This is a genomic window from Psychrobacter sp. AOP7-B1-25, from assembly GCF_052376195.1.
Taxonomy (GTDB): Bacteria; Pseudomonadota; Gammaproteobacteria; order Pseudomonadales; family Moraxellaceae; genus Psychrobacter.
Genome location: NZ_JBQSVK010000008.1, coordinates 135,645 through 142,292, shown reverse-complemented (window position 1 = coordinate 142,292; position 6,648 = coordinate 135,645). Strand labels below are relative to the sequence as shown.

Genomic DNA, 6,648 nt, shown 5'->3' with positions numbered 1-6,648 from the left:
AGATATGGTGAATGCAGACGGTAGTAACGCTCGTACTCTGATGTCATTCGATAAAGAGGAAAATTCCAATACTAAAATAGATATTCTTGCAAACTCAAAAAAAGTAGAGCTACCTAAAATTGAAGATTTACTTGATATAAATAGTGATGAGTTAGCATTTGAAAGCTCTGATACAATTGCTATAACTAAGGAATCTTCTGCTGCTACAGGATTTAGTGGAGCCTCTGAGCCAGAGATAGCAGTGGACTTCACTACAGTGCAAGCGCTTAACGATAATATGCAAACAGAAGCGACGTTCCATATTATATAGAACTCTATTGTAAGCAGTAATCAATATTAAAAAAGCGGGCGATGAAGTTCATTGCCCGCTTTCTGTTTTAAGCATACTTTATTGGAACCAGTTATTTCACTCAACAAACCTATTAATAGACCACTCAAAACAGACTGTTTATTTAGCCTTATATATTAAGACGCTTATAACCCTCACTATGAACTCGGGCACTGCTCGCTTGAAGTTATTACCTTGCCGTCACCCAATCTATAAGCCAATAGATAATTACCCCACACACAGCCACCATCAAGCGCACGCGCATGTGGCAAATCAGTCTTGCCTTTTAGTGCAGCCCAATGACCAAATAATATCTTACGAGTACGCGGTACTTGCCACTCAAACCAAGGCAAAAAGTCGGTTGGCATAGGCTCATATAAGTCTGCTGAAAAGCTAAACTCAAGCGCCCCATCCTGCTTACACAAGCGCATACGCGTAAAGTAATTAGCAATCGCCCTCAATTTAGTAAATCCTTCGATACCTGCATGCCATTTATCCGCTTCTTTGCTATATAGATTCGGCAGCAATTGGTCGAGCTGCTCCAAATTGCTTTGCAGCTGAGATTCTAGTTGCTGTGCGTACTCTGCGGCGGCTTCAATGCTCCAATGCGGTGGAATACCCGCATGTACCAACACCGTATGCTCATCAGGATAAGCCAATATAGGCTGATGTCGTAACCATTCAAGCAACTCATCACAGTCATCCGCAGCAAAAATTGGTGCGGTTTTGTCTTTATTTTTAAGCTTGGCTACACCGCGCCAAACAGCAATCAAATTAAGATCATGATTACCTAATACCGTCGCCGCAGCGCCTTGCTGACATAAGGCTTTGACATGACGCAGCGTGTTCAATGAGTCTTCGCCGCGTGCTACCAGATCACCAGCAAACCATAGCTTGTCTTGGGCAGGATCAAAATCCAGTGTCTTTAGTAGTTGTAGATATGCAGCATAGCAACCTTGCAAGTCACCGATAACATACTGATGGCGAAAACTCATAACACCTCAATGGTCTAAACATGATAGTTAAAGACAGTTCAATAAGAAATAAACACTTAAGCACTAATCAAAAAATAAAGCATAAAAAACCGCCATTATGATTGACGGTTAGTAGTATGCTTTTATTCCTCGAAGATATATTATACGTCTAGCTGTTGTGAATGATTGCTTAGGTTCACAAAGTCTGTGACGCTTAAAGTCTCAGGTCGTGCCTGCGGATCGATCCCACAAGCCGCAAAATCATCTTCGCTCAATGTTGGCAGCAACGTTGATTTTTTGAAGATAGCACGTAATGTCTTGCGACGATGGTTAAAAGTCTCACGTACGACAATGGCAAAATGCTCTTCATCATTTGCCACTACTGGTTTGTTGATATGCGGCATCAGACGGAAGACGGCACTGGTCACCTTTGGTGGTGGATTGAAAGCACCACGAGGAACGGTCAGTAGATAATCCGTATCACAATGGTATTGCATAATGACAGATAAGCGGCCATAAGTCTTGCTACCTACATCAGCCGTGATACGCTCGACCACTTCCTTTTGCAACATAAAATGCATGTCTTGAATCACATCAGCATAGCTAAGCAGATGAAACAAGATAGGCGTCGAGATGTTATATGGCAGGTTACCCACTACTCGCAGCTTACCGCGCTCTTCACTATAAAGCTCACGATAATCTACATGCATCGCGTTGTCTTTGATAATTTCAAAGTTTGGATGACTGTTGGCACCGATACGAATACGTAAGCTGTCTGCCAAATCACGATCCAGCTCCACCACGGTCATCGCATCAACCTCTGCTAACAAAGGCTCAGTCAATGCGCCCATACCCGGCCCAATCTCAATCAAATTGTCATCGCGCTCTAGACGGATACTTTCGACGATTTCACGAATGACGCTAGTATCATGCAAGAAATTTTGACCAAAGCGCTTACGCGGCTGATGTTTGGCAGTACGTAAGCTGTTAGAAATAGTTTGAGCATCAAATGTAGAATTGGACATAAAAGAGTCTTAATGTATAAAAGATAAATGGGCAATGATAATGTAATGGCAGCAATACGCTGACTTTATAATGACAAATTATACCACAGCTCATAATTAGGCTGTGTTTTTAAAAATAGTATCGTGATCAATTACACATGGCTAATGGCTCAGTGATTTATCAGCCATTTCATTAGCCATATTTAATGCTTGATATAAACTCGTCGCACTCGCCCCGCCGCTTCCTGCCAAATCTAACGCTGTACCATGATCGACAGAAGTACGAATATAAGGCAGCCCCAAGGTTAGATTGACCGTATCGCCAAACCCATGTGATTTCAGTACTGGTAGCCCTTGGTCATGATACATGGCAATGACCGCATCACAATTGGCTAAATGTCTGGTCGTAAATAACGTATCGGCTGGCATCGCCTCAGATATATTGACACCTGCATCGATGAACTCTCGCAGAACTGGATTGATAATCTCCATTTCCTCACTTCCCAAGTGCCCGCCCTCGCCTGCATGGGGATTGAGACCACAGACTAAAATACGAGGCTGCGTGAGACCAAACTTCTCTCGCATATCATCAATGACAATTTGTACCGTTTGGCGCACGTTATCCGCAGTAATCGCAGCAGGGATGTCTTTCAATGGCAAGTGAGTTGTGACAAGCGCTACTTTCATCGCTTGATTGGCAAGCATCATGACGACTTTCTCACAACCGCTTTGCTGCATAAAAAATTCAGTATGACCACTAAACATGGTGCCATCTAATAGCTTGATACCAGCATCTATCAACGCTGATTTTTGCAGTGGACCTGTGACGATGGCAGCAATTGTATTATTTATCGCCAGTTTATGAGCAACGTCTAACTGCTGAGCCACCATCGCTGAGTTAGCAATATTGATTTGCCCGCAGACAACGGGTGCGGCACAAGGAATATTCAGTAGAATAAAAGCACTACCATCATTTATATCTTGCTGTGATATCTGCTCTACCAAGTTAACATCAAAGTTATCGGTATTTATATCTGTATTGATAGTATGCCAACTAGGTGTTCTTTCGAACATGCCAGCTGCAACCAATTCCTCTGCGCGAGCTTGCATGGCTTCTGCATCAGCAGTTACCCAGATTGGCCGAGCGAAGTCTTGCAACTTGCCCTCTTCTGCTAATCCTAGCACTACATCCATTCCAATACCCGCAGGCTCACCTGTCGTGATTAATAGCGGTCGTTTTTCTTCTGTCATAACAATAGCCTTATTTATTTAAATTATTGATTTTATTATATTTATAATTCGTATTTTAAGTTTTTATACTTAGACATTGTATGGTATTTCTTAGTTCATTAAAAATAATCACTTTAGATTTAGTTCTTTAACAAGTCTAAAAAACCACATTATGTGTTAAACTTTCGCATCTGATTGTAGCATTTACAGACAAACCTGAGACCACGTTTTGGTACTTCTATCGTAGAGGCGCGCTATGTTTGTATTGCTCTATCATCGACATCCTTTTTCATACCCATTTTAACTCATTAGGCACTCATGGCAGAAAACGACAAAACCGACGACTTACTCAATCAGACACCGCCGCACAATATTGATATTGAAAAGGCATTGCTCGCGTCTTTGATGAGTATCGAAGAGGCGTACGACAAGATTGCCGACATTGTCACCAAAGATGACTTTTATGCTGGTCGACATCAATACATTTTTGATGCCATTGCCCATTTGGCGGCAGTGAATGAGCCTTATGATACGGTCATGGTACACGACTGGCTAGAAGCGCAAAAGCTACTTACAGGCGCAGGTGGTGACAGTTATTTGGCGGATATTTTGAGCCAAAGTCCTGCTACCTTGTTTAACCTGACTGCCTATGCCCAACGCGTACGCGAGCTATCAACCCTACGCCAACTGATTACCACTGGTAATGATATGTTGACGCTTGCCTATAATCCAAAAGACCAAAGCGTTAGTGACATTCTAGATAATGTCGAGGGCAAGATATTTAGTATCAATGAGCAGCATAACAAACGCGCAGAACAGCGTGGCCCTGTCGGTATTACCTCTGTTTTGACCAATGTTATCGATAAAATTCAAGAACTTAAATCAAATCCAGATGGCATGATTGGTTTACAGACACCATTTGCCGAGCTAAATAATAAAACACAAGGTCTACAAGCAGGAGATTTGATTATTGTTGCTGCGCGTCCTTCGATGGGTAAAACCACTTTTGCGATGAACTTAGCAGAAGGTATTTTGTTTAATGAAGATTTGCCAGTCGTGGTGTTTTCGATGGAAATGCCTGCTGAGTCTATCGTGATGCGTTTGTTATCCTCATGGGGTGCGATTAATCAGACGCACCTACGCTCTGGGCAAATGAACGAAGATGAATGGGCGAAAATGATGAACGCCATTCAGCATTTACAATCAAAGCATTTATATATCGATGACAGTACTGCCCTACCACCATCTGAGATGCGCTCACGCTGTCGCCGTATCGCTAAAAACCATGACGGCAAATTAGGTGCTATCATCGTCGATTATCTTCAGTTGATGAAAGTACCCAGTCTAGATGGCAACCGTGTTGGCGAGATTTCTGAGATTTCTCGTAGTCTAAAAGCACTAGCACGTGAGCTTGAGTGCCCAGTGATTGCGCTATCGCAGCTTAACCGTAGTCTGGAAAACCGTCCTAATAAGCGTCCTATTATGTCGGATTTGCGTGAGTCTGGTGCGATTGAGCAGGATGCTGATTTGATTACCTTCATCTATCGCGACGAGGTTTATAATGAAAACTCAGACCACAAAGGTGTAGCTGAGGTCATCATTGGCAAACAGCGTAACGGCCCTATCGGTACTATTCGTTTGGGCTTTGAAGGTCAATTTACCCGCTTCATTAACCTAACGCCAGAGTACTACCAAGGTGTGAGTTTTGAAAATGACGAGTAACCAACGTTATAACGTTTAAGTTCTATACAAAATCAGGTTTGATTATAAGTCAGCAAGTAATTTTCAATTAACAGTTTTCAATACAATAGCCAGTACCGCATCAATTCAATCGATGCGGTACTGGCTTTATAACTTCATAATTCTACTCATACAGAAGGCAATTATGCGCACAATCACTATAAAACCAAAAGCTCTTACTCATAACCTAAATCAAGTAAAACAACGTGCACCCCAGTCTAAAGTGTTGGCTATGGTCAAGTCTAACGCTTACGGACATGGCGTAGCGGCAGTCTTACCGGCATTACAGCAAGCAGATGGTATCGGTGTCGCTACTTTGCCTGAAGCGTTAGAAGCCAGACAGTTAGGTTGGAAGAAAACCATCGGTTTAGTAGAAGGGGCGTTTAGCGCTGGTGAATGGCAACAAGCGATTGATCATGAGGTTAGCTGTGTGATTCATCACGGGCCACAGCTAGAATGGGCACTACAAAACATCCCACCAGTTGGCAGTGCAACTAGAGTGGCTTGGCTGAAATACAATACAGGCATGAATCGTTTGGGTTTCAATGCTGAGGGTGTGCTATCAGCAGCAAAACGCCTACATGAAGCGGGCTATCAGCTGATACTAACCACACATTTTGCCAATGCTGATGACCACGATCATCCATTAAATGCCATGCAGATTGAGCGTTTCTCAAGTGTATTGGCGACTTTAAAAGACACCATTAGCCCAGATATTCAAGGCTCATTATGCAACTCTGCTGGTATTGTTAATTTCCCAGACTACCATTATGATTGGGTACGTCCAGGCATTATTTTATACGGTAGCTCGCCTGTCGTTGATAAAAGCGCACAAGAATTAGACTTGCAGCCAGCGATGGAATTTAGTGCTCAGATTATCGCCTTACAAACCGTTAGCGCAAATGATGCGATTGGCTATGGTAGTCGCTGGCGTGCAAAGCAAGACACCAGAACCGCATTAGTAAGCGTTGGATATGGTGATGGCTACCCACGTGTGGTCACTGATGACGCTTATGTCACTGTTATAGATGCTAACGATAATCAAGGCTATCGTTGCCCTGTGATTGGGCGCGTGGCTATGGATATGATTGTCATTGATATCAGTGACGCACCTGAAAGTCTTGCTATAGATAGTAAGGTCATGCTCTGGGGCGATGCGCCGCGTGTCGATGAAGTAGCATGTCATGCTGGGACAATTAGCTATGAGCTATTATGTCGCCTCAGCATACGTCCAAACCGTACACAGGCATAATCATTAGCGGCACAGTCACTAGTATACAAGGTGTCATGGCTTGCTAATATGACTTTGGTCTATTTGGCAAGCCATTTACTCTTGATAAAAATGAACGTTTACATTGAAAGTAAATACGCT

At 42.9% G+C, this 6,648-nt stretch carries 6 protein-coding genes; 3 read left to right on the top strand and 3 right to left on the bottom strand.

Annotation, left to right across the window (positions count from 1 at the left end):
* Positions 1-310 (top strand): hypothetical protein (locus ACT3QR_RS08705; RefSeq protein ID WP_444520950.1); only part of this gene is annotated, 310 nt, incomplete at its 5' end.
* Between the two features lie 176 nt (positions 311-486).
* On the opposite strand, the gene ACT3QR_RS08700 is transcribed toward ACT3QR_RS08705, so the two are convergent.
* The 3 genes from ACT3QR_RS08700 to pdxA all read right to left on the bottom strand — a co-directional run bounded on the left by ACT3QR_RS08700 (position 487) and on the right by pdxA (position 3,557).
* On the bottom strand, positions 487-1,323 hold the full coding sequence (locus ACT3QR_RS08700) for a symmetrical bis(5'-nucleosyl)-tetraphosphatase (protein ID WP_444520949.1): 837 nt from the start codon (positions 1,321-1,323) through the stop codon (positions 487-489).
* A gap of 140 nt (positions 1,324-1,463) precedes the next feature.
* The gene (rsmA, locus tag ACT3QR_RS08695; protein ID WP_444520948.1) at positions 1,464-2,327 is read right to left on the bottom strand and encodes a 16S rRNA (adenine(1518)-N(6)/adenine(1519)-N(6))-dimethyltransferase RsmA; all 864 of its coding nucleotides are present in this window, start codon (positions 2,325-2,327) and stop codon (positions 1,464-1,466) included.
* A 141-nt stretch (positions 2,328-2,468) separates the two neighbouring features.
* On the bottom strand, positions 2,469-3,557 hold the full coding sequence (pdxA, locus tag ACT3QR_RS08690; protein WP_444520947.1) for a 4-hydroxythreonine-4-phosphate dehydrogenase PdxA: 1,089 nt from the start codon (positions 3,555-3,557) through the stop codon (positions 2,469-2,471).
* 297 nt (positions 3,558-3,854) lie between these two features.
* Here pdxA and dnaB point away from each other — a divergent pair, with 297 nt between their 5' ends.
* On the top strand, positions 3,855-5,258 hold the full coding sequence (gene dnaB / locus ACT3QR_RS08685; protein ID WP_444520946.1) for a replicative DNA helicase: 1,404 nt from the start codon (positions 3,855-3,857) through the stop codon (positions 5,256-5,258).
* 163 nt (positions 5,259-5,421) lie between these two features.
* Positions 5,422-6,528 carry an alanine racemase gene (gene alr / locus ACT3QR_RS08680; protein WP_444520945.1) on the top strand — a complete coding sequence of 369 codons (1,107 nt, stop codon included), beginning with the start codon at positions 5,422-5,424 and terminating at the stop codon, positions 6,526-6,528.
* Positions 6,529-6,648 lie beyond the last annotated feature (120 nt).

Coding starts and splice junctions, on each gene's coding strand:
- ACT3QR_RS08700 (WP_444520949.1), bottom strand. CDS start 1,323: ATGAGTTTTCGCCATCAGTATGTTATCGGTGACTTGCAAGGTTGCTAT.
- rsmA (WP_444520948.1), bottom strand. CDS start 2,327: ATGTCCAATTCTACATTTGATGCTCAAACTATTTCTAACAGCTTACGT.
- pdxA (WP_444520947.1), bottom strand. CDS start 3,557: ATGACAGAAGAAAAACGACCGCTATTAATCACGACAGGTGAGCCTGCG.
- dnaB (WP_444520946.1), top strand. CDS start 3,855: ATGGCAGAAAACGACAAAACCGACGACTTACTCAATCAGACACCGCCG.
- alr (WP_444520945.1), top strand. CDS start 5,422: ATGCGCACAATCACTATAAAACCAAAAGCTCTTACTCATAACCTAAAT.